The sequence below is a fragment of the Streptomyces sp. NRRL F-5727 genome (genome assembly GCF_000719555.1).
Taxonomy (GTDB): domain Bacteria; phylum Actinomycetota; class Actinomycetes; order Streptomycetales; family Streptomycetaceae; genus Streptomyces.
This window is the reverse complement of the sequence record NZ_JOGX01000006.1, coordinates 173,180-198,112: the sequence shown is the minus strand read 5'-3', so window position 1 is coordinate 198,112 and position 24,933 is coordinate 173,180. Positions and strand designations below refer to the sequence as shown.

Here is a 24,933-nt window from a genome sequence, read left to right as displayed (position 1 = left end):
TCGATCATGACTCCGGCATGTGCTGTGTAGGCTGCCCGGCGTGGCGAGAGTGCGGTTGAGCGTGGCCGAGCGGCGCGAGGAGCTGCTGCGGGCCGCCGTCGAGCAGATCGAGGCCCGGGGCGCCGCCGCCGTCCGGATCGCCGACGTGGCCGCCTCCCTCGGTGTCAGCAACGCGCTGGTGCTCTACCACTTCTCCACCAGGGAGCAGCTGGTCGCCGCGGCCTTCGCGCACGCGGCGGAGGTGGACCTCGGACGGCTGCGCCGGATCCTCGGCCGCCGCGGCTCGGCGGAGCGGCGGCTGCGCGCGGCCGTCCGCTGGTACGCCCCGACCGGGCAGGCCAAGGGCTGGCGGCTGTGGATCGAGGCGTGGGCGGCCGGGCTGCGCGACCCGGAGCTGCGCCGGGTCGCGGTCACCCTCGACCGGGCGTGGAAGACGGCGCTGACCTCGGTCATCGAGGAAGGGGTCGCCGCGGGCGAGTTCCCCTGCCCCGATCCGGCCGGTGCCGCCTGGCGGCTGACCGCCTACCTGGACGGCCTCGCCGTCCAGACGACGGTCTCCACGGGCGGCCTCTCCCGGTCGGCGATGCTCCAGTGGGCGGACGAAGCGCTCGCCCGCGAACTGGGCCTCCCCGCGCCGCCCCGGTCTCAGAGCAGTTCGTAGACCGCCGAGACGGTGACCTGCTCCTGGATCTCCCCGGGGGCGAGCGGCACGCTCGGCTCGTCGGCCGGCATGGACGGCAGCGCCCCGTGGCCGGGCCGCAGCGAGTCGCCCTCGCTGAGCGAGACCAGCCGGCCGAGGCGGTGGCCGCTCAGCCGGGCGTGCTGGGACGCCTTCTCGTACGCGTCCTTGTAGGCGGCCTCGCGGGCCTTGGCGCGCAGCTCCTTCGGGTCGGCCACGTCGAAGACGACGCCGTTCACCCGGCCGGTGTCCCCGGTGGCGCCGTTGACGGCCCCGATGACCTGGCCGGCCCGGTCGATCTCCCGGACCTTCACGGAGAAGGTCTGGCTCGCCTGGTAGCCGGTCACCTTGGACTCGCCGCCGGTCGTCTGGGTGTAGACGGGGGTCAGGGCGAGGCTGTCGGTGCGGATGTCCCGGTCCTCGACGCCCTCCTTGCGGAGGACCGCGAGGAGCGCCTCCGCGGCGGTGGTCTGCGCCGCCATCGCCTCCTTCGCCGTCGCCTTGGTGACCTCCACGCCCACGGAGAGGATCGCCAGGTCGGGGGCGGCTGACGCGCTGCCGCTGCCCGTGACGGTGACCGTCGCCGGGGTCTCGGACCGGGCGGCGGCGCGCGGTGCGGAGCGCTCGGGCGCGGCGGCCAGGGCGGGCGCGGCCGCGCCCAGGAGGAGCCCGCCGAGGACGGCGGTGGCGGCGAGCAGCCGGGCCGCGCGGACGCGGCGGTCCGGGCGGGTGGTCACGGGGCGGCCTGGGAGGGCGGTCACGGGGCGGTGCGGCACGGGCGGTCCCTTCGACGGGTGGGTGCCGGTGGCTCCGGCGGGCACATCCCAGCACCCGGGGCCGCCGCCTCCCGGGCGCCACTCCTGACCGGCGCCGCCCTTCACCTCTCCGTACCAGCGGCCGGGCGGTTCAGGTCTGCACGTACGGCTCGTACACCTCCGCACCGAGGCCGAAGGTCCAGGCGACGCCCTCGCGGGCGGTCCGGGTGGTGGGCGGCACGCGGAGCCAGTAGGTGCGGTGGCTGCCGTCCGGTTCGGGCGTCGAGTTGACCACCTCCACCATGACGACGTCCTCGTCGTCGGCCAGCTCGATCCGCCACAGCACGCCCGTCTCGTCGCGCCCTTCGGGACGGGCCCCGGAGTCGGCCAGGTAGCGCTCGTAGCCGTAGAACTCCAGCATCACGCGGCGGAGTTCGGCGTTCTCCTCCGCGCGGATCCGCTCCGGGTCGAGGTCCGCGAGCCCGGCGAGGAAGCCGGGCGTGACCGGCATGCCGCGCCAGGCGTGGAGGGCGAAGCCGTCCCGGTGGGCGAGGGCGGGGCCGTCGCCGCGGTCGAGCCGGCCGGCCTCGTCCCGGTGCAGCTCGACCGGGCGCTCGCAGACGACGGCGACCTTCTCGTACGGCCACCACCAGCCGGCCTGCCCGGCGACGGCGGCGAGCCCGGCGAGCCGGGTGCCGTGGCCGTCGAAGGCGGCGAGCCAGGCGGCGTCCTGCTGGCCGAGCACCGCGTCGTACAGCAGCTCGCGGCCGGCGAGCCCGGTGAGCGCGCCGGGCTCCTCCCGGTCGCCGAGCACGTCCAGGACCGCGGCCCTGACCCGCTCGGCGAGCGCCCGCGTCGGCTCCCAGAGCCGGGCGCCGGTGGCCTGCCAGTGCGCCGTCCAGCCGGCCGGGCCGAGCGCGTCGTGGAGCCGGCGCCGCTCCTCGGCCCAGGGCAGGGTCCGCACCTCCTCGCGCACCGAGCGTCCGCGGTCGGCGAGGCCGGCGACCAGCTCGACCCCGGCGAGCGGCGACTCCGCCCAGACCACCCGCTCCGGCGCGGGCAGCGCGGCGCACTCGTAGGCCAGCCGGATGCCGTCCTCGGCGGCGGCCCGGTCGGCGGGCCCGGTGGCGGCCGCGACGGCCCGCCACTTCTCGTACACGTCACCGTCGTTCATCGTTCCGTCCCCCACGTCGCCTTCCGTCCCCTCGTCCTCAGTCCGCCACGATCCGGTACGCGCCCGGCACGTACTCCCGCTGCCGCACCACCCGGTACCAGCCCTTCGGCAGCACGATCGGCGCGTGCTCCTCGTGCACCAGCCGCCCGCCCTCGGGCAGTTCGAGCAGGAACGGGCCGTACGGCCCCGGCTCCCGCACCAGCCGGCCGGGCCCCGGTATCGCGTGGGCGTGTCCGGTGACCTCGCCGAAGGCGAGCACGAGCCGTCCCCGGCCGTCCCTCGGCTCGCCCCGCGCGTCCTTCGCCCGGGCGGGCACGGCCCGCTCGTCGACGGGCACGATCAGCACGTCCCCCTGCCGGTACATGCCTCTCCCCTTTCCCGTCCGGAGCCCGGTGCCCGAACACGAGAACGACGCTAGAGGCCGCCACTGACAACGCGTCCGGTCCGGGCCCCCGCCGCCCCCGGCTGTCGGTGGGACTTGGTAGAACTCTTGCCGTCAGTCCGTACAGGCGTCAGCCCGAACAGGCGTCAGCCCGAACAGGCGTCAGCCCGTACACCCGTCCGTCCGCACACCCGTCCGTCGTCTGGAGCACCGTCATGACCATTGGGGCCTACCTGGAGGAGTTCCACGGCCTCCCCGTCCTCGACTTCGCGGACGCCTCCGCGGGCGACGCCCTCCCCGACGCGGCGGCCGTGGCGTGGCGGGTGTCGGGCGCGACGTACCGCGACGGCGACGACCCGGAGTGGGGCGGACTCTTCGAGGACTTCCTGAAGACCGTCGACACCCACCGGGTCCGCGCGATCGTCGTCGGCGGCTGGGAGGACGCCTACGACACGTCCTCGGCCGCGATCGTCACCGCCCTCATCGCCGCCAACGACCGGCTGACCGGCCTGGAGGCCGTCTTCCTCGGCGACATGACCGTCGAGGACTGCGAGATCTCGTGGATCGTCCAGTCCGACGTGACCCCGCTGCTCGCCGCCTACCCGGCGCTGCGGGAGTTCGGGGTGCGCGGCGGCAGCGGGCTCGCCTTCCCGTCCATGCGCCACACCGGCCTGGAGACCCTGGTCGTGGAGACCGGCGGGCTCCGCGCCGAGGTGGTGCGCGGCATCGCCGGCAGCGACCTGCCCGCCCTGGAGCGCCTCGAACTGTGGCTCGGCACCGACGAGTACGGCGGCGACTCCTCCCCCGCCGACCTGGCGCCGCTGCTCTCCGGCGAGGCGTTCCCGGCCCTGCGCAGCCTGGGGCTGTGCAACAGCGTGATCGAGGACCAGGTGGCCGCGGCCGTGGCGAGCGCCCCGGTCGTCGCCCGCCTCGACCGGCTCGACCTCAGCATGGGCGTGCTCACCGACGAGGGCGCGGCCGCGCTCCTCGACGGCCAGCCGCTCACCCATCTGCGGGAGCTGGACCTGAGCCACCACTACCTCTCCGAGGCGATGGCGGAGCGGCTGACGGCCGCGCTCGCCCCGCACGGGGTGCGGGTCGTCCTGGACGACCCGCAGGAGGCCGAGGACGACGGCGACGGGGACGTCTGGCGCTACGTCGCCGTCGCCGAATGACCGCCGGTCCGCGCCTCGTCGTCGTCGGCGACCCGGCGGGGCGGCGCGTCGCGTTCTTCCAGGACGCGCTGCGCGCCGCCGGGCTGCCCGGGGCGCGGGCCGTCGGCTGGCTCGACGTGCTGCGCGGGCGGGCGCGCCTCGCGGCGGGCGAGACCGTCCGCGTCGACTCGCCCGGGGAGGTGCCCGCGGTGGACCGGCTGCTGCGCGACACCGACGACCCGGCCCGGGTGGAGGGCGGCCGGCTCTGGTACGAGCGGTTCACCGCGGCTGTCGCCGGGCTCGCGGCCGAGGCCGGGCGGGCCGGCGCGGTGCTGGTGGACGATCCGGCGGAGACGGCGGTCCTCTTCGACAAGCGGCTCACCCACGGCCGGCTCGCCGCCGCCGGGGTGCCCGTGCCGGCCTCGCCGACCTCGGGTCCCGGCGGGGCGCCGGTGCGCGGCTGGGACGACCTGGTCGCGCTGATGGCCGCCGCCGGGCTGCGCCGGGTCTTCGTGAAGCCGGCCCACGGCTCCTCCGCCTCCGGGGTCCTCGCCCTGGAGACGGCCGGCGCCGGCCGGGTGCAGGCGACCACCTCGGTCGAGCGGGACGCGGCCGGACGGCTCTTCAACTCGCTGCGGGTGCGGCGCTACACGGGGGCGCGGGACGTCGGCGCCCTGGTCGACGCGCTCGCCCCGGACGGACTGCACGTGGAGCGCTGGCTGCCGAAGGCGGTGCAGGGCGGCCGGGCCGCCGACCTGCGGGTGGTGGTCACCGGCGGGCGCGCCACCCACGCGGTGGTCCGCACCAGCCGCTCCCCGCTGACCAACCTGCACCTCGGCGGCGCCCGCGGCGACCTGGCCGCCGCCCGGGCGGCGATCGCCGCCGCCGGCGGGCGATGGGAGGACGCCCTCGCCGTCTGCGAGCGGGCGGCGGCGGCCTTCCCCGGCACCCGCTGCGTCGGGGTGGACCTGCTGCCCGGCACCGGCTGGCGCCGCTTCGCGGTCGGCGAGGTCAACGCCTTCGGGGACCTCCTGCCCGGCCTCACCGGCCTCCCCGGCAGCGGGGCGGAGGGCCTGGACACGTACGGTGCCCAGGTCGCCGACCTGCTGAACGCCGCCGGGACACCGACATCCAGCACCACAGGAACGAGCACCGCCCCGTGAACCAGCCCGACATGAACGAGGTCGTCGGCAGCCACGACCTGCTCCTGGTCACCCTGGACACCCTCCGGTACGACGTGGCCGCCGAGCTGGCCGCCGCCGGCCGCATCCCGAACCTGGCGCGTCACCTCCCGGGCGGCCGCTGGGAGCGGCGGCACGCCCCCGGCAGCTTCACCTACGCCTCCCACCAGGCGATCTTCGCCGGTTTCCTGCCGACGCCGGCCGCGCCGGGCCCGCATCCGCGGCTCTTCGCGGCCCGGTTCGCGGGCAGCGAGACCACCGCGGACGGCACCTACGTATACGACGCCCCCGACCTGGTCTCGGCGCTGGCCGCGGACGGCTACCGGACGGTGTGCGTGGGCGGTGTCGGCTTCTTCAACAAGCAGCCGCCGCTCGGCTCGGTCCTCCCCGGGCTCTTCCAGGAGAGCCACTGGGAGCCGTCCTTCGGGGTGGCGTCACCGACCTCGTTCGAGGCGCAGGTGGCGAGGGCGGAGGAGGTGGTGGCCGCGCTCCCGGCGGACCGCCGGCTCTTCCTCTTCGTGAACGTGGCGGCGCTGCACCAGCCCAACTGGTTCCACACGCCGGGCGCGAGCCGCGAGGCCGGCGACACCCGGGCCACCCACGCGGCGGCGCTGGAGTACGTGGACCGGCACGTCGGGCGCCTGTTCGCCGCGATGTCCTCCCGCCGCCGCTGCTTCGCGATCGTCTGCTCGGACCACGGCACGGCCTACGGCGACGACGGGTTCACGGGCCACCGGCTCGGCCACGAGGTGGTGTGGACGGTGCCGTACGCGCAGTTCACGCTGGACGGTCCCCGGGAAGGAGCCGCCGCGTGACCGGCGCCCGGCACCCGCGTCCGTACCGCTCGTACGTGTACGCCTACCCGCACAAGACGGCGTACCGGCCGCTGCCCGAGCGGCCGGAGCTGGCCGCGCTCTGGGCGGACGAGCCGAAGGACGCCCTGTCGCTCTACGCGCACATCCCCTTCTGTGAGGTCCGCTGCGGCTTCTGCAACCTCTTCACCCGGATCGGCGCCCCGGACGAGCTGACGACCCGCTATCTCGACGCGCTCGACCGGCAGGCCGTGGCGGTCCGGGAGGCGCTGGGCGACACGGCGCCGGTGCGGTTCGCGACGGCGGCGTTCGGCGGCGGCACCCCCACCTTCCTGACCGCCGCCGAGCTGGAGCGGCTCTGCGACATCGCCGAGCACCGCATGGGGGCGGACCTGCGGGCGGTGCCGCTCTCCGTCGAGACCTCGCCGGCCACCGCCACCGCGGACCGGCTCGCGGTGCTCGCCGCGCGCGGCGCGACCCGGCTCAGCATCGGCGTGCAGAGCTTCGTGGACGCCGAGGCGCGGGCCGCGGTCCGCCCGCAGCGCCGCGCGGACGTGGAGGCGGCGCTCGGCCGGATCCGGGACACCGGCGTGCCGGTGCTCAACATCGACCTGATCTACGGGATCGACGGGCAGACCGAGGAGTCCTGGCGGTACTCGCTGGACGCGGCGCTCGCCTGGCGGCCCGAGGAGCTGTACCTGTACCCGCTGTACGTGCGCCCGCTGACCGGGCTCGGCCGCTCGGCCCCCGCCGAGTCGGACCGGGAGTGGGACGAGCGGCGGCTGCGGCTCTACCGGCAGGGCCGCGACCACCTCCTCGCGGAGGGCTACGAGCAGGTGTCGATGCGGATGTTCCGGCGGGCCGGCGCGGCCCCGTCCGGACCCGACGACCACGCCTGCCAGACGGACGGCATGATCGGCCTGGGCTGCGGCGCCCGCTCGTACACCGCGGCGCTGCACTACTCCTTCGACTACGCGGTGGACATGCGGGAGATCCGCTCGATCATCGACGCCTACACGGAGACCGCGGACTTCTCCCGGGCCCAGGTGGGCCGCTGGGTGGACGGCGCGGAGGCGCGCCGCCGCCACCTGCTCCAGTCGCTGCTCCAGGCCCAGGGCATGGAGCTCGCCGGGTACGAGGAGCGGTTCGGGTCGGGGGCGTACGAGGACTTCGGTGCCGAGCTGGAGCGGTTCGCCGGGTACGGCTGGCTGGACGGGTCGGCGCCGGACGGGCTGCTGCGGCTGTCGGCGGAGGGGCTCGCGCACTCGGACGGCCTCGGTCCCGAGCTGTTCTCCCCCGCCGTACGGGCCGCGATGGCCGCGTACGAGCCGAAGTAGGGGCGGGCGTGGACCTGACGCTGCTGTACCGCGGGCCGCTCGCCTCCTGCGACTACGACTGCCCGTACTGTCCGTTCGCCAAGCGGCGGGACAGCCCGGAGACGCTGCGGGCGGACCGGGCGGCGCTGGAGCGGTTCACCGGCTGGGCGGCCGGGCAGGCCGGGGACCGTCTGCGGATCCTCTTCACCCCGTGGGGCGAGGGTCTGGTCCGCTCGTGGTACCGGCGGGCCATGGTCGAGCTGTCGCGGCTGCCGCACGTGGAGCGGGTGGCCATCCAGACCAATCTGAGCTGCCGGACGTCCTGGCTCGACGAGGCCGACCTCGGCACGCTGGCCCTGTGGTGCACGTACCACCCGGGCCAGACCCCGTACGACCGCTTCCTCGGCAAGGCGCTGGACCTGGCGGCCCGCGGCGTCCGGTTCAGCGTGGGCGTGGTGGGGCTGCCCGAGCACCACGGGGAGGCGCTGCGGCTGCGGGCGGCGCTGCCGGACCACGTCTATCTGTGGGTGAACGCCGCCGAGGGGCACGCGTACACCGACGCGGAGGCGGCGGCGTGGACGGGCATCGACCCGCTCTTCGGCTACAGCCGGCATCCGCATCGCTCGGCGGGGCTGCCCTGCCGGACCGGCGAGTCGGTGGTGTCGGTGGACGGCGCCGGGACGGTGCGGCGCTGCCACTTCGTCCCGGCGGAGCTGGGCAACCTGTACGACGGCTCGTACCGGGCCGCGCTGCGGCCGCGGGCCTGCCCCCTCGCCGTGTGCGACTGCCACATCGGCTACGTCCACCTGGAGACGCTGCCGCTGTACGACGTCTTCGCCGGCGGGGTCCTGGAGCGGATCCCCGCCGGCGGTCCACGAGCTACAGGGGCACGAGCTACAGGGGCATGAGGTCGGGGCGCTTCGCCTCGACGTGGTCACCGGAGCTCTCGCCGCGCAGCCGCCGGCCGATCCACGGCACCAGGTACTCGCGCGCCCAGAGGATGTCGTCCCGGCGGACCTCCAGCGGGCCGCGGGCGGGCAGCGGCGGCCACTCCTGGTCGGGGTCGGCGGGCACCGGCACGCCGAGGACCTGGGCGGCGCGCAGCGCGACCCGGGTGTGCCCCTCGGGAGAGAGGTGCAGCCGGTCGTCGTCCCAGGCGCGCCGGTCCTGGACCGATTTCAGCGACCACAGGTCGAGGACCGGGCAGTCGTAGCGGTCGGCGATGGCCCGGACGTGGGCGGTGTACGTGGCGATCTTGCCGCGCAGGTGCCTGAGCACGGGCACGTCGCGGGTGTCGAAGCCGGTGGTGACCATGACGGTGCCGACCGCGGAGGTGAGGTCGCGCACGGCCCGCTCGAAGCGCTCGGCGACGTCGTCGGGGTCGGTGCCGGGGCGGATGATGTCGTTGCCGCCGGCGCAGAAGGTCACCAGGTCGGGGGCGAGCTCCTTCGCCCGGGGGACCTGCTCCTCCACGATCTGGTCGAGGAGGCGCCCGCGGACGGCCAGGTTGGCGTAGCGGAAGTCCTCGGGGTCCGGCAGCTGGTCGGCGAGGAGCACCGCGAAGCGGTCCGCCCAGCCGACGTAGGTCCCGTCGGGGCCGGGGTCTCCGACGCCCTCCGTGAAGCTGTCACCGATCGCCGCGTACGACCCGAACGAACCGAACGCCTGCTTGCCTGTTTCTCTCGAATCGTCTGCCACGGAAGGACATCCTTCCTTTTCGGATGTGACCTACGCGACCGTAAGGAGGGGTTGACGGCGGGTGATATATGCCACCGCTAAAGAAATGGCCAAAGCCGGAATAGGGCGAAGGCCCGGCACCAGGGGTGCCGGGCCTTCGTGCGGCCGTTCGGCCGGACGGGTCAGAGGGAGACGCCGTGCTGGCGCAGGTAGGCCAGCGGGTCGATGTCCGAGCCGTAGCTCGGGGAGGTGCGGATCTCGAAGTGCAGGTGCGGGCCGGTGGAGTTGCCCGTCGAGCCGGAGAGGCCGATCTGCTGGCCGCCGCCGACCGACTGGCCGGCGGAGACGGAGAGGGAGGAGAGGTGGGCGTACTGGGAGTAGTTGCCGTCGGCGTGCTGGATGACGACCTCGTTGCCGTACGCGCCGCTCCAGCCGGCGGAGACGACGGTGCCGGCGCCGACGGCGCGGACGGTGGTGCCGGAGGAGGCGATGAAGTCGGCACCGGTGTGGTAGCCGGAGGACCACATGGAGCCGGAGGCGCGGTACGGGGTGGAGATGCCGCCGGAGACGGGGGCGACCCAGCCGGAGGAGGCGGCCTGCGTGCCGGAGCCGGCCTGCTGGGCAGCGGCGGCGGCCGGGGCGGCGGCGCGCTCGGTGGAGCGCGAGGCGCGGGTCTGCTCGGTGACCTCGGCCTTGGCCTTCGGGGCGGCCTTGCGCTCCGCCTTGGGCGCGGCCTTGGCGGCGGCGGGCTTCGGGGCGGCCTTGGCGGTGTTCTTGGCGCCGAGGGTGAGCTTCATGCCCGGGAGGATGAGCGAGGGGTTCTCGCCGACGACCTGGCGGTTGTCCGCGTAGAGCTTCTGCCAGCCGCCGGCGACGTCGTGCTCGGCGGCGATCTTGGACAGGTAGTCGCCGGCGACGACGGAGTACGTCTTCGGGGCGGCGGCCTTCGCGGCCGGCGCGGCGGCCGGGGCCTGGACGTGCGCGGCGGCGCTGACGACGGTGCCGGAGACGGCGGCCGGGGCGGCCTGCTCGGCGGCGTGGGCTCCGGTGGCGCCGATGAACGGCAGGGCGACGACGGCGCCACCGGTGCCGGCGGCGACCAGGCCACGGGTGATGAGGGTGGACTTCTGGCGGCGGTGCTTACCCTTCGCGGGCATGGCGAATTCCTCTCCGGCGCCTGCGAGGTGAGCTGTCGGGTTCGGACTGGAGATGCCCGGCCGCGTTTCTCACGCGGCTTCACCCCGAGCCGTCCTGCGTCGCGGGACCGGCGTACTTCCTTGGGTCCCCCGCTCCTGCCATGCGATGGGATGGGGTCGAATTCCGGACGGTGGCAGGATTCGGCGGTCCGACCGGATTGACGGCGACGCTAGACGAGCGGGGTCGGCGCGAACAAGCCGCGGAATTCACCGGGCATTCCGGGGCGATCTTCGGGCCCGGAATTCCGGTCACCCTCCGTCGATGACGGTCCCTCGATTCCCTTTTCCGGGAGGGGGATTGGACCGGGCGGTCGGCCACGATCCGTCACTTCTATGACGCTGCTCACGCGCCCGATGCCATCTCCCCCTCAACCAGGGCGCGTTACCCCAAGACTCCCAATACGGACAGATCACCCATTACCGGCCAGGGGGGTGCGCCGCGCCCCCGGTCCCGGGATGATTGCAGGGGGAACCGATCCCGTCCCGGCCCCGTGAACGCCTACCCCCTGGAGCATCCGTGACGCAGCAGCTGCCGCAGGTCCAGTCGCCCCTCGAACCCGGCGAGCCCGAACTCGCCGAGGTCCGCAACTTCCGGGACGTGGGCGGCCTGCCGACGACGGACGGACGCGCCGTCCGCCCCGGCACCCTGTTCCGCAGCGGCCACCTCGCCGACGCCACCGAGTCCGACGCGGCCTTCCTGGCCGGCCTCGGCCTGCACACCGTCTTCGACTTCCGCAACGCCGCCGACGCCAAGGTGGAGGGGCCCGACGTCGAGCTCCCGGGCGTGCGGAACGTGAACATACCGCTGAGCGACCCGGCCGACGGCAAGGAGTTCTGGCGGATGGTCCGGGAGGGCGACCTCGACACGCTGCGCGGCCTGCTGGGCGACGGCAAGGCCGCGGAGCGGATGACGAGCTCGTACCGCCGGATGATCGTGGAGCGGACCGCCGAGCACAGCCGGGTCCTGCACGCCCTCGCCGAGGACGCGGTCCCGGCCCTGATGCACTGCGCGGCCGGCAAGGACCGCGCCGGGCTCTCCATCGCGATCACCCTGCTCGCACTGGGCGTGGAGCGCGCGGCGATCGAGGCCGACTACGTGAAGTCCGACGCCCCGCACCGCCGCTACAAGGTGCGCCGCAGCTCCACCGCCCGGGACGCGATGGCGCCCGAGGTGATGGAGCTGCTGAGCCCGCTCTTCGACGCGCGGGTGGAGTACCTGCGGGCCGCCTTCGAGACGATCGACGCGACCTGGGGCTCCGTGGACGTCTACCTCTCGGAGGGCCTGAAGCTCGCTCCCGAGACCCGCGAGCGGCTGCGGCTGCGGTTCCTCACGGAGGCGTGACCGCCCCGGGACCGGCTACTGGTTCTGCCCGCCGAGCATGAAGAGCAGGTAGAGGAAGCCGGCGAAGAGGTGACCGGCGATCAGATACGCGAAGAGGCGCAGCACCAGCCCCTTGGGGAACTTGCCCTCCCCGCGTTCCTCGCCGGTGACCGGGACGGAATGAGCTGACTTGTCGGACATGTCGGTCGACCCTTCGGAGGCTCAGACGGGATGCGGGGCGCCGCCGCCCAGGCACAGCTCGGCGGCGGGGCTCTGCAGGAGGGTGTGGACGAACAACACCTCGGCGCCGGCGCGGCCGGCCGCGCCGATCCGGTGCGGGGTGAGCGAGTCGAAGTGCGCGCTGTCCCCGGGATCGAGCAGGTGCACGGTCTCGCCGAGCGCGAGCCGGACCTGCCCGTCGAGGACATGCAGCCACTCCTCGCCCGGGTGGACGCGCACGATGTCGGCCCGGGTGGCGTACGGCACGTGGACCCGGAGGCACTGCATGGCCCGGCCGGCGCCGCCGGCCTGCCGGTAGATCCAGCCGTCGGCCTCCACCGGCTCGGAGCGGCCGGCCCGGACCACCGGGTCGCGCTCGGGCGGGGTCTCCCCGAGCAGCTCGGCGACCGTCGTACCGTAGATACGGGCGAGGGCCAGCAGCATCGGCAGCGAGGGCTGCCGGTTCCCGGTCTCCAGGCGCGAGAGGTGCGCCGGGGAGAGCCCGGCCCGCTGGGCCGCGGCCTCCAGGGTGAGCCCCCGGCGCCGGCGCAGGGCCCGCAGCTGCGGGGCGACGTCGGGCACGAGCTCGGGGGCGGCGGTTTCCGGGGCGGAGCCCCGGGGGACGTGGTCCATACGTCCATTCCGCCAGGAACGTGCCTCTGAGGCAACTTTCTTGCCTCAGAGGCAAAAACTCGGGAAGCCCTGCCCGGGAGGCTCCGGGAGATCCCGGCTGTCAGCGCTGCGCGACCGCCTGCTTCACCAGCGTCTTCCCGAAGTCCCAGAGCAGCCCGCCGCCGCCGTGGGCGTCCTCCATGACCGCCGTGAAGGCGGTGACGAAGCGGTCCACGTCCGCCTCGTCGATCACCAGCGGCGGGATCAGCTTGATCACCTCCAGGTGGTCGCCGGAGACCTGGGTGAGGATCCGGTGCCGCTGGAGCAGCGGCACCACCACCATCTGCGCGAAGAGCCCCTTCCGGGCCGTCTGGAGCATCGCCCACCGGCCGCGCAGCCCCAGCGAGCTCGGCCGGCCGAACTCGATCCCGATCATCAGCCCCCGGCCCCGCACCGCGTGCAGCAGCTCGTACCGGGGCACCAGCTCCTCCAGGCGGCTCTTCAGCAGTCCGCCGACCCGCCGCACGTGCGCGACCGTCCCCTCGGACTCCATCACCGAGAGCACCGCGAGCCCGGCCGCCATCGCCTGCGCGTTGGAGCCGAAGCTGGCGGAGTGGACCAGGACCCGGTCCATGGACGAGTAGACCTTCTTGAAGATCCAGTCCTTGCCGAGGGTGGCGCCGACCGGCACGTACCCGCCGGAGAGCGCCTTCGCCACGCACACCAGGTCCGGCTCGACGCCGTCCTCGTGCTGGTACGCGTAGAAGTCGCCGGTCCTGCCGAGGCCGGTCTGCACCTCGTCGGCGATCAGCAGCGCCCCGTGCCGGTGGAGCAGCTCCTGGGCGGCGGCGAGGAAGCCGGGCGGGGCCTCGTGGACGCCCTTGCCCTGGATCGGCTCGACCACGAAGCCGGCCACGTCGCCCCTGCGGAGCTCGCGCTCCAGGGCGTCGAGGTCGCCGAGCGCGATCGCCGTGTCGGGGAGCAGCGGGTCGAAGCCCGCCCGGAAGCCCTGCTCGCCGTTGACGGACAGGGCGCCGGTGGTGAGGCCGTGGAAGGCGTGGTGGCAGTAGACGATCCTGGGCCGGCCGGTGGCGTACCGGGCGAACTTCAGGGCGGTCTCGACGGCCTCGGTGCCGCTGTTGCCGAAGAAGACCCGGTCGAGGTGGGGGCTGTGGGCGAGCAGCCGCTCGGCGAGCAGTCCCGGCAGCGGCGGGCAGTCGAAGCGGGTGAGGTCGGGGAGGTCCGCGTCGAGGACGTCGTGCAGGGCCTGACGGACGACGGGGTGGTGCCGGCCGAGGCCCATGACGCCGAAGCCGGCGAGCATGTCGAGGTGGTCGTTGCCCTCGGCGTCCCAGAAGTGGGCGCCGGCGGCCCGCTCGTAGACCTTGTCGAAGCCGATGGTGTGCAGCATCCGCGGCAGCTGCGGGTTGAGGTACCGGGCGTGCAGCCCGTACCGCTCGCCGCCGCGTTCGGCGAGCAGCGCCCGCAGGTCGAAGCCGTCGGTCATGGCCCGGCCCTCAGCTCCCCTGGACGGTCTCGCGGACCGCCCGCAGCGACTCCTTGAGCGAGCCCATGGTGGCGAGCACGGCGGTCGGTTCGTAGCCGCAGTGCGCCATGCAGTTGGCGCAGCGCGGGTCCTTGCCGCGGCCGTACTTGTCCCAGTCGGTCTCCTCGACGAGCTCGCGGTAGGTGGGGACGTAGCCGTCGCTCATCAGATAGCAGGGGCGCTGCCACCCGAAGAGGGAGTAGTTGGGGATCGCCCAGGCGGTGCAGGGGAAGTCGGCCTTTCCTTCGAGGAAGTCGAGGAAGAGCGGCGAGTGGTTGAGGCGCCAGCGGCGCCGGTTGCCGCCGGCGAACGCCTTCTTGAAGAGTTCCCTGGTCTGTTCGACGCCGAGGAAGTGTTCCTGGTCGGGCGCCTTCTCGTAGGCATAGGCGGGCGAGATCATCATTTCGTCGACCTGGAGGTCGTCGTTGAGGAAATTCAGCACCTCGATGATGGTCTGCGGGGTGTCGGTGTTGAAGAAGGTCGAATTGGTGGTGACCCGGAATCCGCGCCGTTTGGCTTCCTTGATCGCCGCGACGGCCTCGTCGAACACGCCTTCCTTGGCGACGGATTCGTCGTGGCGTTCGCGCAGTCCGTCGATGTGGACGGCGAAGGCGAAGTAGGGGGAGGGGGTGAAATCGGCGAGCTTCTTGCGCAGCAGCATCGCGTTGGTGCAGAGGAAGACGTACTTCCTCCGGGCGACCAGCTGGCGCACGATCTCGTGGATCTGGGGGTGCATCAGGGGTTCGCCGCCGGCGATGGAGACCATCGGGGCGCCGGACTCCAGGACGGCGCCGACCGCCTGGGCGACCGGCATGCGCTGCTTGAGGACGCCGGCCGGGTGCTGGATCTTGCCGCAGCCCTCGCACTTGAGGTTGCAGGCGTAGAGCGGCTCCAGCTCGACGATGAGGGGGAACTTGTCCCGCTTGCGGAGCTTCTGTTCGAAGAGATAGGTCCCGACCCGGACGGACTGACGGAGCGGCATGGCCATAACTCGCTCACCTCCTGGGGAGCAGCAGAGAACGGTGCCATTCGAAGAAGGGGGGAAGGACGGCACGAAGGACGCGGAAGGCCGATATTCCCCCGCGTACCGTGCCGATCCGGACCAGTTCGTGCTCGGGGGCGTCCACGACCACCCGTACGGCGGCAACGGGCCGGGGTCCGGCGGCCCGCGCGGTACCGAGGGTGGCGGCGGACTCCATGTCGACGGCGATCGCCCCGCCGGCGGCCAGCGCGGCCCGCTCGGGGCCCCGCACCACGTGGTCGGAGCCGGTCAGCGGACCCGTGTGCACGGTCCGTCCCGGCAGCGCCCGGGTGAGGGCCTCGACGAGGAGGTCGGTGCCGTCGCAGGCGGTGGCGCCGCCGGGGCCGCGGGTCTCCTCGGCGACGACCAGGTCGCCGGGGTGCATCCCGGGGGCGAGTCCGGCGCAGAAGCCGGAGGCGATGACGGCGGCCCCGTGCCAGCCCTCGCGGCCGAGGGCCTGTGACACCCCGCGGGCGGCGTGGACGGGTCCCATGCCGGTGCGGACCACCCGGACCGGCCCGGGCGCCTCTCCCCGGTCGCCGCCGCGCAGGGCGAGACGCTCGATGCCGAGCGCGCAGGCGACGAGCAGCGGCGGCACGGTGGTGCCCGGTTCCCCGGGCGGGCGGTCCATCACCCCTCCCGGTGGAGCGTGGGCTCGCCGTGCAGGTACCGGCCGAGCGCGGTGAGCGGGAAGACCTGCCGGTAGAGGTGGTAGTTGATGGAGAAGTCCCAGGGGAAGCCGGTGCCGGTGAAGTACGGCTCGTCCCAGGAGCCGTCCTCGTGCTGGGTCTCCGCCAGCCAGGCCACGCCCCGGCGGACCGTCTCCGACTCGCGCTCGCCGGCGGCCAGCAGGGCGATGAGGGCCCAGGCGGTCTGCGAGGCGGTGGAGGTGCCCCGGCCGATCCAGGACCGGTCGTCGTACGAGCGCAGGTCCTCGCCCCAGCCGCCGTCCTGGTTCTGGACGGAGGCGAGCCAGGCGACGGCCCGGCGGACCGCCGGGTGGGAGGCGGGGATCCCGGCGGCGGCGAGGGCGGGGAGCACCGAGCCGGTGCCGTAGACGTAGTTGACGCCCCAGCGGCCGAACCAGGCGCCGTTGGGATCCTGTTCGGCGAGCAGCCAGTCGATGCCCCGGCGGGTGCGGGGGTCCTCGGTCCGGCCCTCGTGGGCCAGCATCTCCACGACGTGGGCGGTGACGTCGACGGAGGGCGGGTCGATGACCTCGCCGAAGTCGCAGAAGGGCAGCTTGTTCGGCAGGACGCCGGTGTTGTCGGCGTCGAAGGCGGCCCAGGCGCCGTTGCCGGACTGCATCCCGGCGGTCCAGCGGGCGGCGCGGTCGACTGCGGCGTTCACCCGGGCGGGGTCGGGGTGGCGGACCCGGCGCAGCGCGAGGATCACCTCGGCGGTGTCGTCGATGTCCGGGTAGTTGTCGTTGTGGAACTCGAACGCCCAGCCGCCGGGCGGGAGTCCGGGCCGGCGCACGGCCCAGTCGCCGGCCTTGGTGATCTCCTCGCCGAGCATCCAGTCCACGGCCTTCACGAGGGCCGGGTGGTCGGCGGGCAGGCCGGCGTCGGCGAGGGCGATGGTGGCGAGGCAGGTGTCCCAGACGGGCGACTGGCACGCCTCGATCATGCGGACCGGGCCCTCGGGTTCCTCGCGCCAGACGGCGAACCGGTCCAGGGACTCCAGGCCGGCCCGCATGACCGGGTGTTCCAGGTCGTAGCCGAGCAGGTGGAGGGCGATGAGCGAGTAGACGGCCGGCGGCTGGATGCCGCCCCAGCAGCCGTCGTTCTCCTGCCGTTCGATGATCCAGCGGGAGGCGGAGTTCATGGCCGCCCGGCGCAGGCCGCGCAGGGCGAAGCGGTGGTAGACGTGCAGGGCCTTGTCGAGGCGCTGGAAGATGCCGTCCCAGCCGGTGAGCGGGGCGAGCGGGCGCGGCGGCGCCGGGCGGTCCGGGTCGGTGTGCAGCTCGTCGAGGGGGAAGGGCGCGGGGCGGACCGGGCGGTGCGCGGAGACGATGGCGAGCGGCACGATGGTCTGCCGGGCCCAGCAGCCGAAGTCGTAGATGTTCAGCGGGAACCAGGACGGCAGGAAGACCAGCTCGGGCGGCAGCTCGGGCAGGTCCTCCCAGCGCCACCAGCCGAAGAGGGCCAGCCAGATGCGGGTGAAGACGCGGGCGCCGGCGATGCCGCCGCGGGCCCGGATCCAGCCGGCGGCGCGGGCCATGTGCGCGGCCTCGGGCCGGTCCCCGGCCAGCCGGAGGGCGACGTACGCCTCGACGGTGGCGGACAGGTCGCCGGGCCCGCCGTAGAAGGTCGGCCAGGTGCCGTCCTCGTACTGCCGGCTCCGGATGTGGCGGGCGGCGGCGGCGAGGGTGTCCGGGTCGAGGATGCCGAGGAACCGGCGGAGCAGCAGGTCCTCGGCGTCCATGGTGACGTTGGTCTCCAGGTCGCCCTTCCACCACCCCTCGGGCGCCTGGCGGGCGAGGAGGTGGTCGGTGGCCCTGCGGACGGCGCGGGCGGCGGCCTCCTCCAGGGGCCCCGGGGCGGCGGCTGATGTGGTGCGGTGGTGTCGTGTGGTGCGTGCCGCGGGCGCGAGGGGACCGAGGGCCCCGGCGTTTCCGTCGGTCGTCGCTGTCATGGCTTCCCCTTCGTGGCAGTCGGTTTCCTCTGCTCCTGCGGGTCTGCCGTCGGCCGGCACCGGGTGGCGCCGGCCGGCGACTGCGCACTCATATCTGGCTGCTGGTGATCATTTCTTCCGTACGACGACGAAGTCGGCGAGGGCGATCAGCTGGTCGCGCACCCGGGCGGGCATGTCGACCTCGTGCAGGGCACGGAGCGCGATCGCGTGCTGGCGGCGGGCCTCCTCGGCGGTCCACTCGCGGCCGCCGGCCTCCTCGATGAGGGCGGCGCGGTAGGCGAAGTCCTCCTCGGTGAAGGAGTCGAACGCGGGGGACTTGGCGTCCTCGGCGAGCAGCCGGGCGAGCCGCTCGGACGCCTCCCCGCCGGCCGCGAGGGCGGCGACGACCGGCAGCGACTTCTTGCGCTGCCGGAGGTCGCTCCAGGTCTGCTTGCCGGTGGCGTCCGGGTCGCCCCAGATGCCGAGGAGGTCGTCGACGGCCTGGAAGGCGAGGCCGAGGTGGTAGCCGTACTCCTCCAGCTTGTCGGCGGTGCGGTCGTCGGCGCCGCCGAGGACGGCGCCGATCGAGACGGCGCAGGCGAGGAGGGCGCCGGTCTTGTTGCCCTCCATCTCCAGGCACTCCTCGACGGTGACCCGCTCGCGGTGCTCGTAGGAGATGTCCTGGGCCTGCCCGTCGATGAGCTTGCGGTTGGCCGTGGTCAGCCGGCGGGTGGCGCGGCCGGCCTCGACGGTGCCGAGTTCGAGCAGCACCTCGTTGGCGAGGGCGGAGAGCGCGTCGCCGACCAGGATCGCCTGGGCGGGGCCGAACACCTTCCACACGGTGTCGCGGTGGCGGCGCTGCTCGTCGCCGTCCATCAGGTCGTCGTGGAGCAGCGAGAAGTTGTGCACGAGCTCGACGGCGACCGCGCCGGGGACGCCGACCTCGGGCGCGGCACCGGCGGCCTCGGCGGAGAGGAGGGCGAGCGCGGGACGCACGGCCTTTCCGCTGTCGCCGTCGGTGGGGTTGCCCTGGGCGTCGATCCAGCCGAAGTGGTAGGCGGCCACGGTGTCCATGGGAGGCGCCAGGCGGCCGACGGCCGCCCGCATGACGGGGGTGGACAGGGTCCGCCCCCTCTCCAGCAGGGCGTTGACGTCGGCGGTGTCGACGGCCGGGGACCCCGGGGGCACGGTCGGCACGGTCTCTCCTCTGGTTCCTGTGATCACACTCATGCCGCCTCCTGCAGCGGATGGTCGTGGCGGCGGCCGAAGGCGGAGAGCGCGGCACCGGCGGCGCTGAAGCCGCTTCGGACGGCACCCTCCATGGTCGCGGGCCAGCCGGTGGCGGTCCATGCGCCGGCCAGGTAGAGGCCGGGCGCACGGGTGCGGGCACCGGGGCGAAGGCGCCCGACGCCCGGGGTGGGGGCGAAGGTGGCGGTCCGTTCCCGGGTGACGAAGAAGTCGCGGACGCCGGCGCCGCGGGCGGCCGGCAGCAGCCGCTCCAGCTCCGGCAGGTAGCGCGCGCGGAGTTCGGCGACGGGCACGTCGATCTCGTCCTGGGCGGCGGACTGCGAGATGGCCAGGTACTGGCCGCCGCCGGTGAGTCCGGCGGACTCGGTGCGGTCGAAGACCCACTGGACCGGGGAGCCGAGGGCGGTGAAGAAGGGCCGCTTCAGCACCTTGCGGTCGTAGACCACGTGCAGGTCGAGGATGGGCGCGGTGCCGATGTCGAGGAGCCGGTCGGCGTCGTCGAGGGCGCCCTCGGGGAGCAGGGCGTGGGTCTCGGTCTGCGGCACGGCGAGGACGACGGCGTCGGCGGTCAGGGTCTCGCCGGGCACCTCGACGGTCCACCGGCCGTCGCCGGTGCGGGAGATCCGCTCGGCCTTGGTGCGCAGCAGCGTCCGGACGCCGAGTCCGTCGAGGGCCTTGGCGGCGAGGGTGTCGTGGAGCCGGCCGAGCGGCACGTGGGCCCAGCCGATGTCGGCGGCGCCGGGGTCGGTGAGCAGCCCGGTCTTGAAGACCATGGCGGCGAGCCCCATGGAGGCGTCGGGGGCGGGGGCGTTGAGGGTGGGGATGCCGACGAGGTCCCACAGGGCCTCGATGGCGCGGGGCGACTGTCCGTGCCGGCCGAGCCAGGTGGCGAAGTCGATGCCGTCGAGGGCCGGGTCGGCCGGGTCGAGCTTCTTGAGCGCGAGGGCGGCGCGGCCGACGGAGGCCCGCTCGGCGAGCGAGAGGTGGGGGTACGTGGCGAGGCTGCGGGCCAGGTGGAAGGGGACCGGCAGCGGGTCGCGGCGGATCCGGCCGAGGCGGGGGCCGCGGGGGTGGGCGACGTCGAGGACGGGCACGTCGAGCCGGTCCTGGAGGGGGGCGAGGCGGGTGCCGTCGATCCGGTCGAGGAACCAGCGGTAGGCGGTGCAGCAGCGCAGGTAGACGTGCTGGCCGTTGTCGACGGTGAGGTCGCCGCGGCGGAAGGAGAAGGCGAGGCCGCCGAGGCGGGGCCGGCCTTCGAGCAGCGTGACCCCGACTCCGGCCTCGGCGAGCTGGAGGGCGGTGGTGACGCCGGCGAGCCCGCCGCCGACGACGACGGCGGTCGGGGCCGGGTTACCGGCCTGGTCGACGGGGGCCATCAGGCGCGCCCCCTGGCGGTGCGGCGGGCGACGTGGCGGGCGTCGAGGCCGGAGAGGCCGCGGACGGCGACGTACGCCTTCTCGGGGCCGGGGAGCGAGACCCGGCCGCGGAGCACGGCGTCGGGGTCGCGCTCGATGCGGTCGAGGAGCCTGCGGTAGATGCCGGCCATGGCGGCGACGCAGGCGCCGCTGCGCCGGTCCAGCATGGGCAGCAGCCGGTAGCCCTCGGCGAAGAGGGCGCGGGCGCGGCGGACCTCGAAGTGGACGAGCCCGGTGAAGTCGGCGCCGGCGGGCAGGACGGCGGCGCCGAAGCCGTCCTCGCAGCCGAAGCGGGCGAGGTCGTCGGCGGGCAGGTAGGTGCGGCCGTTGCCGGCGTCCTCGCGGACGTCCCGGAGGATGTTGGTGAGCTGCAGCGCGAGGCCGAGGGTGTCGGCGTACTCGGCGGCCCGCTCGGACTCGGCGGCGCCCGGCTGGGTGCCGAAGACGCCGAGGGAGAGCCGGCCGATGGCTCCGGCGACGCACCGGCAGTAGACCTTGAGGTCGTCCCAGGTGCGGTAGGTCGCGCCGCGGACGTCCATGAGGACGCCGTCGATGAGTTCGTCGAGCCCTTCGAGGGGGATCGGGAAGCGGCGGGCGGAGTCGGCGAGCGCGACGCCGACGGGGTCGGTGTCGTCCTCGGCGACGTCGCCCTTGCGGACCCGGTCGAGCAGGGTCCGGGTGGCCTCCAGGCGCTCGTGCTTCTCCTCCGGGGCCAGGGAGCCGTCGCCGATGTCGTCGACGCGCCGGGAGAAGGCGTACAGGGCGGACATGGCCTGCCGTTTGTCGGTGGGCAGCAGGCGGATGCCGTAGGCGAAGTTGCGGGCCTGCTGTCCGGTGACGGCCTCGCAGTAGCTGTACGCGGCCTGCACCGGCGCGGACGGCCGGGTCAGTTCCTCCACGGTCACGATCCCCCCTCTCTTCGCGCGTGGAGCAGGACCGCTCCCGCCTGGCGCGTCAGGCTCGGCTTGGTGGGCTTCGGCGGTCCGGCGAGGACGTCGAAGCCGGCGGCGGCGATGGCGTCGAGCGCGGCGAGTCCGCCGGCGGTGAAGCCGGCGAGGAGCAGGCGGAGGCGGCCGTGGACGCTGCCGACGAGCGGGGTGCCGGCGTGCAGCAGGGCGCGGGCGCGCTCGGCCTGGAAGGCGACGAGGGAGCGCACGGCGGCGCCGGCGGTGGGCCGGGCGAGCTCGTCCTCGGTGACGTGGAACCGCTTGAGGTCCTCGGCGGGGAGGTAGATCCGGTCGCGGCGGAGGTCCTCGGCGACGTCCTGGAGGTGCTCGACGATCTGCAGGGCGGTGCAGATCTCGTCGGAGCGGCGGATCCGCTCGGGGGTGGCGGTGCCGGTGATGCCGAGGACGAGCCGGCCGATCGGGTTGGCGGAGAGCTCGCAGTAGGCGAGGAGCTCGTCGTACGTCGCGTAGCGGCTGACGAGCTGGTCCTGCCGGTTGGCCTCGATCAGGCCCAGGAACGGGCCGCGGCCGAGGCCGTGGCGCCGGACGGTCGGCTGGAGGCCGCGCAGCAGCGGGTGGCGGGGTGTCCCGTCGAAGACCCGGTCCAGGTCCTCCTGGAGGGCGTCGAGGAGGGCGAGCGGGCCGGCGTCGGGGCCGAGGCCGAAGGGGTCGGCGCCGCCGGGGGCGAGGTCGCCGTCGCCGATGTCGTCGACGAGACGGGCGTAGCCGTAGACGGCCATGAGGTCGTCGCGCCAGGCGCGGGGCAGGAAGAAGGGGGCCACGGGGAAGTTCTCGTCCGCGGCCTTGCCGAGTGTGGTGCGCGAGGCGTCGTCGGCGCGCACGTGCCGGGAAGCCGTCACCGGGCGGCGCCCGACGGGGGGACGGCGACACCCACGTGGAGATGGAGATTCTGCGTCATGGCCGTCATATCTCCCGTTCTACACTGCCGACCCAATCCATCCTATTTCGGACACGCCGCCCCGCACGGGGCACGCGCCCGCCGGGGTCTTCCCGGGGGCGCCGCGGGCGGTGTGGATCAGACCGGTACAGCTTACGTTGTACGAGAGATGTCGCCATTCGGGGGGCCCGCGCCACGCCGGGCCGGTCCGCCGATGTCGACCCGCGGCGACGGGGGCGCGCCGGGAGGTCAGCGGGCGTGGGCTCCGGAGACGACCATGGCGAGGGTGGCCTCGACGACGTCGGCCCGGCGCTGGGCGGAGAGCCGGCGCAGCGGGCCTTCGAGGAGGAGCAGCGAGAGGCCGTGCACGGCCGACCAGGCGGCGGCGCCGGCGGCGGGCCGCCGGCCGCCGGTGCGGTCGAGCGCCTCCAGGGCCTCGCGGAGCAGGGCGAAGGCGCGGATCTCGGGCTCCGGCGGGGCGGCGGGCCCGGCCGGCGGTTCCTCGGCGGCGGGGCGTACGGCGCCGAAGGCGGCGCGGTAGAGGCCGGGGTGTTCGACGGCGAAGCCGACGTAGCCGCGGCAGAGGGCGGCGAGCCGGCGTTCGGCGGCGAGGACGGGGTCGTCGGCGCCGGGCTCGCGGGCGGCGGCCCGCTCCATGGCCTCGGCGAGCCGGGCCCGGGCGTGGCGGCGGACGGTACGGAGCAGTTCGCCGCGTCCGTCGAAGTGGCGGTAGGCGGCGGTGGGCGAGACGCCGACGCGGCGGGCCGCCTCGCGCAGCACGACCCGCTCGGGGCCGCCCTCGGCGGCCAGGCCGACGGCCGCGCAGACCAGGGCGTTGCGCAGGTCGCCGTGGTGGTAGTTCTTTCCGCCCGAGATCCCTGCCATGGGCTCATCCTGCCCGATGTTGACCGCATGAACATTCCGCGGGCAAGCGCGACCGGCGAAAACCGGAACGCCCCCCGCCGGGTGGCGGGGGGCGTGCGGTACGGGTGCGGCGAGGGCGTCAGCGGGCGGTCTCGCGCTCGTACGCCTTGAGGACCTCCTCGGTCGGGCCGTCCATCAGGAGCTGGCCCTTCTCCAGCCAGAGCACCCGGTCGCAGGTGTCCCGGATGGACTTGTTGCTGTGGCTGACCAGGAAGACCGTGCCGGCCTCCTTGCGCAGCTCGCGGATCCGCTCCTCGGAGCGGATCTGGAACTTGCGGTCACCGGTGGCGAGCGCCTCGTCGATGAGGAGCACGTCGTGGTTCTTGGCGGCCGCGATGGCGAAGCGGAGCCGGGCGCCCATGCCGGACGAGTAGGTGCGCATGGGCAGGCTGATGAAGTCGCCCTTGTCGTTGATCCCGGAGAAGTCGACGATGTCCTGATACCGCGCGTGGATCTCCTCGCGGCTCATGCCCATGGCGAGGCCGCCGAGGATGACGTTCCGCTCGCCGGTGAGGTCGTTCATCAGGGCCGCGTTGACGCCGAGGAGCGAGGGCTGGCCGTCGGTGTAGACCTTGCCGCTCTCGGTGGGAAGCAGGCCGGCGATGGCGCGCAGCAGGGTGGACTTGCCGGAGCCGTTGGTGCCGATGAGGCCGATGGCCTCGCCGCGGTAGGCGGTGAAGGTGACGCCGCGGACGGCGTGCACCTTGCGGACGCCCCGGGAGACCTCGGCCTTGCCCTTGCCGACGATCCGGCTGAGGGCGGCCGTGGCGCTGCCCTTGCCGCCGCCGCCGGTGTTGACGCGGTAGACGATGTGGACGTCGTCGCAGATCACGGTGGGCGTCTTGGCGCCCTGGGTGGTGTCAGCCACGGCCGTACCTCTCCTCGGCCTTCCAGAAGTAGACGAAGCCGCCGATCCCGAAGAGCAGCGCCCAGCCGAGGCCGGTGGCCCACACGTGGTCGGGCAGGTTCTCGGAGCCGTAGCCGTCGATGAGGGCGAAGCGGATCAGGTCCATGTAGACCGCCGCCGGGTTGTACATGAGGATGTCCGCGATCCACTGCGGCTTGTCCTGGAGCATCACGGGGATCGAGAACATGACGCCGGAGGCGTACAGCCAGGTCCGCATGACGAAGGGCATCAGCTGCGCGAGGTCGGGGGTCTTGGCGCCGGCCCGGGCCATGATCAGGGCGAGGCCCACGTTGAACACGAACTGCAGGAGCAGCGCCGGGATCACGAGCAGCCAGCTCGCCGAGGGGTAGCTGCCGGAGACCATGACGATCGCGACGAGCACGATCATCGAGAAGAGCAGCTGCTGGAGCTGCTGGATCGAGAAGCTGATGGGGAGGCTGGCGCGCGGGAAGTGCAGGGCGCGCACCAGTCCGAGGTTGCCCGAGATCGCCCGTACGCCGGCCATCACGGAGCTCTGCGTGAAGGTGAACACGAAGATGCCGGTGACCAGGAAGGGGATGTAGACGTCCTTCTCCATGCCCTTTCCGGCGCCCAGGATGAGCCCGAAGATCAGGTAGTAGATCAGGGCGTTGAGCAGCGGCGTCGCCACCTGCCAGACCTGGCCCAGCTTGGCCTGGCTGTACTGGGCGGTGAGCTTCGCCGAGGAGAAGGCCATGATGAAGTGGCGATGGCTCCACAGCTGCCGGACGTACTCGAACAGTCCGGGCCGGGCGCCGCTGACCGAGAGGCCGTACTTCGCGGCGAGGTCGCCCGGGGCCAGGCCCGCGTCGACGGGGGCCGGAGGCGCGCTGGTCGCGACCGCCCCGCCCTGGTGAATGTCACTCACAGTCGAAACTTTCGTGTTCACGGTGTGCGGCACGTCGGGGTGCCGCG

Annotated in this window: 25 protein-coding genes and 1 riboswitch; of the genes, 7 read left to right on the top strand and 18 right to left on the bottom strand. The window is 74.1% G+C overall.

What is annotated here, in order from left to right; genetic code table 11:
* Positions 1-40: 40 nt before the first annotated feature.
* Positions 41-661 carry a TetR/AcrR family transcriptional regulator gene (locus IF73_RS0107360; protein WP_199806623.1) on the top strand — a complete coding sequence of 207 codons (621 nt, stop codon included), beginning with the start codon at positions 41-43 and terminating at the stop codon, positions 659-661.
* Here IF73_RS0107360 and IF73_RS0107355 read toward each other — a convergent pair.
* The 3 genes from IF73_RS0107355 to IF73_RS0107345 form a co-directional block, all read right to left on the bottom strand.
* Entirely contained in the window at positions 646-1,416 is a 771-nt protein-coding gene (locus tag IF73_RS0107355; protein ID WP_031004722.1) for an SIMPL domain-containing protein, read from the bottom strand. The two genes, IF73_RS0107360 and IF73_RS0107355, sit on opposite strands and share 16 nt — an antisense overlap.
* Positions 1,417-1,585: 169 nt before the next feature.
* Positions 1,586-2,608, bottom strand: coding sequence for a DUF6745 domain-containing protein (locus IF73_RS0107350; protein WP_031004720.1), 1,023 nt, complete (start codon positions 2,606-2,608; stop codon positions 1,586-1,588).
* A 37-nt stretch (positions 2,609-2,645) separates the two neighbouring features.
* Positions 2,646-2,972, bottom strand: a complete 327-nt coding sequence (locus IF73_RS0107345; RefSeq protein ID WP_031004718.1) for a hypothetical protein — start codon at positions 2,970-2,972, stop codon at positions 2,646-2,648.
* A gap of 233 nt (positions 2,973-3,205) precedes the next feature.
* Here IF73_RS0107345 and IF73_RS0107340 point away from each other — a divergent pair, with 233 nt between their 5' ends.
* From IF73_RS0107340 to IF73_RS0107320, 5 genes are read left to right on the top strand one after another with little or no spacing between them, the layout of a single operon-like run.
* Positions 3,206-4,165: an STM4015 family protein gene (locus tag IF73_RS0107340; protein ID WP_031004716.1), complete on the top strand. Its 960-nt coding sequence runs from the start codon at positions 3,206-3,208 to the stop codon at positions 4,163-4,165.
* Positions 4,162-5,307: an STM4014 family protein gene (locus tag IF73_RS0107335; RefSeq protein WP_051716594.1), complete on the top strand. Its 1,146-nt coding sequence runs from the start codon at positions 4,162-4,164 to the stop codon at positions 5,305-5,307. Before IF73_RS0107340 ends, IF73_RS0107335 begins: the two co-directional genes overlap by 4 nt.
* An 11-nt stretch (positions 5,308-5,318) precedes the next feature.
* Positions 5,319-6,140 carry an STM4013/SEN3800 family hydrolase gene (locus tag IF73_RS0107330; protein ID WP_031004712.1) on the top strand — a complete coding sequence of 274 codons (822 nt, stop codon included), beginning with the start codon at positions 5,319-5,321 and terminating at the stop codon, positions 6,138-6,140.
* Positions 6,137-7,474 carry an STM4012 family radical SAM protein gene (locus IF73_RS0107325; RefSeq protein WP_031004710.1) on the top strand — a complete coding sequence of 446 codons (1,338 nt, stop codon included), beginning with the start codon at positions 6,137-6,139 and terminating at the stop codon, positions 7,472-7,474. Before IF73_RS0107330 ends, IF73_RS0107325 begins: the two co-directional genes overlap by 4 nt.
* An 8-nt stretch (positions 7,475-7,482) precedes the next feature.
* A complete protein-coding gene (locus tag IF73_RS0107320; protein WP_031004708.1) occupies positions 7,483-8,361 on the top strand; it encodes an STM4011 family radical SAM protein in 879 nt (292 codons plus the stop codon).
* Here the strand turns inward: IF73_RS0107320 and IF73_RS0107315 are convergent.
* Positions 8,348-9,151, bottom strand: a complete 804-nt coding sequence (locus IF73_RS0107315; protein ID WP_031004707.1) for an SGNH/GDSL hydrolase family protein — start codon at positions 9,149-9,151, stop codon at positions 8,348-8,350. The genes IF73_RS0107320 and IF73_RS0107315 overlap by 14 nt on opposite strands.
* Before the next feature lie 161 nt (positions 9,152-9,312).
* Positions 9,313-10,287: a LysM peptidoglycan-binding domain-containing M23 family metallopeptidase gene (locus IF73_RS0107310; protein ID WP_031004705.1), complete on the bottom strand. Its 975-nt coding sequence runs from the start codon at positions 10,285-10,287 to the stop codon at positions 9,313-9,315.
* A gap of 4 nt (positions 10,288-10,291) precedes the next feature.
* A riboswitch (cyclic di-AMP (ydaO/yuaA leader) is annotated at positions 10,292-10,455 on the bottom strand.
* Positions 10,456-10,843: 388 nt separating this feature from the next.
* Between IF73_RS0107310 and IF73_RS0107305 the strand changes: the two genes are divergently transcribed.
* On the top strand, positions 10,844-11,668 hold the full coding sequence (locus tag IF73_RS0107305; RefSeq protein WP_031004703.1) for a tyrosine-protein phosphatase: 825 nt from the start codon (positions 10,844-10,846) through the stop codon (positions 11,666-11,668).
* 15 nt (positions 11,669-11,683) lie between these two features.
* On the opposite strand, the gene IF73_RS41395 is transcribed toward IF73_RS0107305, so the two are convergent.
* The 13 genes from IF73_RS41395 to IF73_RS0107240 form a co-directional block, all read right to left on the bottom strand.
* The gene (locus IF73_RS41395; RefSeq protein ID WP_199806622.1) at positions 11,684-11,848 is read right to left on the bottom strand and encodes a DUF6126 family protein; all 165 of its coding nucleotides are present in this window, start codon (positions 11,846-11,848) and stop codon (positions 11,684-11,686) included.
* A 21-nt stretch (positions 11,849-11,869) separates the two neighbouring features.
* The gene (locus IF73_RS0107295; protein WP_031004701.1) at positions 11,870-12,499 is read right to left on the bottom strand and encodes a helix-turn-helix domain-containing protein; all 630 of its coding nucleotides are present in this window, start codon (positions 12,497-12,499) and stop codon (positions 11,870-11,872) included.
* 100 nt (positions 12,500-12,599) lie between these two features.
* Entirely contained in the window at positions 12,600-13,985 is a 1,386-nt protein-coding gene (locus IF73_RS0107290) for an aspartate aminotransferase family protein (RefSeq protein WP_031004699.1), read from the bottom strand.
* Between the two features lie 10 nt (positions 13,986-13,995).
* A complete protein-coding gene (hpnH, locus tag IF73_RS0107285) occupies positions 13,996-15,012 on the bottom strand; it encodes an adenosyl-hopene transferase HpnH (protein ID WP_031004697.1) in 1,017 nt (338 codons plus the stop codon).
* Positions 15,013-15,019: 7 nt separating this feature from the next.
* Complete coding sequence (locus tag IF73_RS0107280) at positions 15,020-15,676, bottom strand: hypothetical protein (protein WP_031004695.1); 657 nt, start codon at positions 15,674-15,676, stop codon at positions 15,020-15,022.
* Positions 15,676-17,682 (bottom strand): squalene--hopene cyclase, encoded by a 2,007-nt coding sequence (gene shc / locus IF73_RS0107275; RefSeq protein WP_031004693.1) that lies wholly within the window; start codon positions 17,680-17,682, stop codon positions 15,676-15,678. The genes IF73_RS0107280 and shc overlap by 1 nt, the downstream gene beginning before the upstream one ends.
* Positions 17,683-17,790: 108 nt before the next feature.
* Complete coding sequence (locus IF73_RS0107270) at positions 17,791-18,891, bottom strand: polyprenyl synthetase family protein (RefSeq protein ID WP_031004691.1); 1,101 nt, start codon at positions 18,889-18,891, stop codon at positions 17,791-17,793.
* The gene (gene hpnE, locus IF73_RS0107265) at positions 18,888-20,285 is read right to left on the bottom strand and encodes a hydroxysqualene dehydroxylase HpnE (RefSeq protein ID WP_031004689.1); all 1,398 of its coding nucleotides are present in this window, start codon (positions 20,283-20,285) and stop codon (positions 18,888-18,890) included. Before hpnE ends, IF73_RS0107270 begins: the two co-directional genes overlap by 4 nt.
* Positions 20,285-21,229 (bottom strand): presqualene diphosphate synthase HpnD, encoded by a 945-nt coding sequence (hpnD, locus tag IF73_RS0107260; protein ID WP_037878451.1) that lies wholly within the window; start codon positions 21,227-21,229, stop codon positions 20,285-20,287. Before hpnD ends, hpnE begins: the two co-directional genes overlap by 1 nt.
* Positions 21,226-22,131: a squalene synthase HpnC gene (hpnC, locus tag IF73_RS0107255; protein ID WP_031004685.1), complete on the bottom strand. Its 906-nt coding sequence runs from the start codon at positions 22,129-22,131 to the stop codon at positions 21,226-21,228. Before hpnC ends, hpnD begins: the two co-directional genes overlap by 4 nt.
* 287 nt (positions 22,132-22,418) lie before the next feature.
* Positions 22,419-23,054 (bottom strand): TetR/AcrR family transcriptional regulator, encoded by a 636-nt coding sequence (locus IF73_RS0107250; RefSeq protein ID WP_031004684.1) that lies wholly within the window; start codon positions 23,052-23,054, stop codon positions 22,419-22,421.
* 118 nt (positions 23,055-23,172) lie between these two features.
* On the bottom strand, positions 23,173-23,961 hold the full coding sequence (locus IF73_RS0107245) for an ABC transporter ATP-binding protein (protein WP_031004682.1): 789 nt from the start codon (positions 23,959-23,961) through the stop codon (positions 23,173-23,175).
* A complete protein-coding gene (locus IF73_RS0107240) occupies positions 23,954-24,886 on the bottom strand; it encodes an ABC transporter permease (protein WP_031004680.1) in 933 nt (310 codons plus the stop codon). The genes IF73_RS0107245 and IF73_RS0107240 overlap by 8 nt, the downstream gene beginning before the upstream one ends.
* Positions 24,887-24,933 lie beyond the last annotated feature (47 nt).